Here is a 1852-nt window from a genome sequence, read left to right on the forward strand (position 1 = left end):
TCTAAAATTGGTCACACCAAAAAAAAATTAAAGCTTGTCTATTGCGTTTTTCGGCTAATATTTCTAATATAAAATGTACATTTTATCTCTTAAATACTAAAATGGTCATACCAGTTTGGTATATAAGTGTAATAAACTATTCAATCTAGTAGTTAAGCATTTCAAGGAGTAGACAATGCTTCAACAGTGGCAACAAATTTATGATCCCATGGGGAATATTTGGATTTCAAGTCTAATTGCACTGATTCCGATTATCTTCTTCTTTTTGGCGCTCGCGGTATTTCGTTTAAAAGGCAGTGTGGCAGGTACGATCACCGTTGTACTTGCACTTCTTGTCTCTTTATTTGTCTATAAGATGCCGGTGCTGATGGCATTCGCATCGATGGCTTATGGTTTCCTCTACGGTTTATGGCCGATTGCATGGATCATTATTGGTGCGGTATTCCTGTATAAAATTTCAGTGAAGACAGGCCAGTTTGACATCATTCGTTCTTCTATTCTCTCAATTACTGAAGATCAGCGCTTACAAATGCTGTTGGTGGGTTTTGCTTTCGGTACTTTCTTAGAGGGTGCTGCAGGCTTTGGTGCTCCTGTGGCGATTACCGCAGCATTATTAGTCGGTTTAGGCTTTAAACCGTTATATGCAGCAGGTCTATGCCTAATCGTAAACACAGCACCTGTGGCTTTTGGTGCGATGGGTATTCCAATTATCGTTGCTGGACAAGTCTCTGGTGTCGATACGATGGAAATCAGCCAAATGGTGGGCCGTCAGCTACCATTTATGGTGCCAATCGTGTTGTTCTGGATTATGGCAATCATGGACGGCTGGCGCGGTGTTAAAGAAACATGGCCAGCAGTTGTGGTAGGTGCAAGTAGCTTTGCAATTGCACAATACTTAACTTCTAACTTTGTTGGTCCAGAATTACCCGATATTACGGCTGCAATTGCATCCTTGGTTTCTTTAACAATTTTGTTTAAATACTGGCAGCCGAAGCACATTTTCCGTTTTGCAGATCAAGACGCAACGATGAGTGAAGATGTGGCTGCACAAAAACAGCAAAAATACACTGTAGGACAAATTGCAAAAGCATGGACTCCATTCGTGATTTTAACTGTGATGGTAACGATCTGGAGTGTGAAACCGTTTAAGGATTTATTTGCCAAAGACGGTGCATTGCATGATCTCGTGATTTCAATCAAAGTGCCATTTTTGCATCAAATGATTCAAAAAATGCCACCTGTAGTTGCTGAAATTAAAGACTATGACGCGATTTACAAATTTGATTGGATCTCGGCGACAGGAACTGCGATTTTTATTGCAGCATTGATCACCATTGCCTATTTGAAGATGAAACCGAAAGATGCTGTGGTAACTTTTGGTGAAACCCTGAATGAGTTGAAAGTTCCCATTTATTCAATTGGTATGGTGTTGTCTTTTGCTTTTATCGCAAACTATTCGGGTATGTCTTCGACCTTGGCTTTGGCCCTTGCACATACAGGTTCGGCATTTACGTTCTTCTCACCTTTCTTGGGTTGGTTGGGGGTATTCCTCACGGGTTCAGATACTTCTGCCAATGCATTGTTTGCAGCGCTTCAAGCCACCACAGCTCAGCAAATTGGTGTGCCAGAAGTTTTACTGGTGGCAGCCAATACCAGTGGTGGTGTGACCGGTAAGATGATTTCACCTCAATCGATTGCTATTGCGTGTGCGGCGGTAGGACTGGTTGGTAAAGAGTCTGATTTATTCCGTTTTACCTTAAAACACAGTATAACGTTCACAATTATGATGGGTATTATGATTACTCTACAAGCCTATGTGTTCCCATGGATGATTCCATAACACAAATTGTGT

The 1852-nt window shown here is 41.3% G+C and carries 1 protein-coding gene; it reads left to right on the forward strand.

Going from position 1 to position 1852, the window contains the following annotated elements; translation table 11 throughout:
- Positions 1 to 175 precede the first annotated feature (175 nt).
- Positions 176 to 1840: an L-lactate permease gene (lldP, locus tag B4F08_RS08705; protein WP_125298213.1), complete on the forward strand. Its 1665-nt coding sequence runs from the start codon at positions 176 to 178 to the stop codon at positions 1838 to 1840.
- The last annotated feature ends 12 nt before the right edge of the window (positions 1841 to 1852 follow it).

This window comes from Acinetobacter sp. UBA6720, from assembly GCF_002454215.1.
In the GTDB taxonomy this organism is placed as follows: Bacteria; Pseudomonadota; Gammaproteobacteria; order Pseudomonadales; family Moraxellaceae; genus Acinetobacter.

Coding starts and splice junctions, on each gene's coding strand:
- lldP (WP_125298213.1), top strand. CDS start 176: ATGCTTCAACAGTGGCAACAAATTTATGATCCCATGGGGAATATTTGG.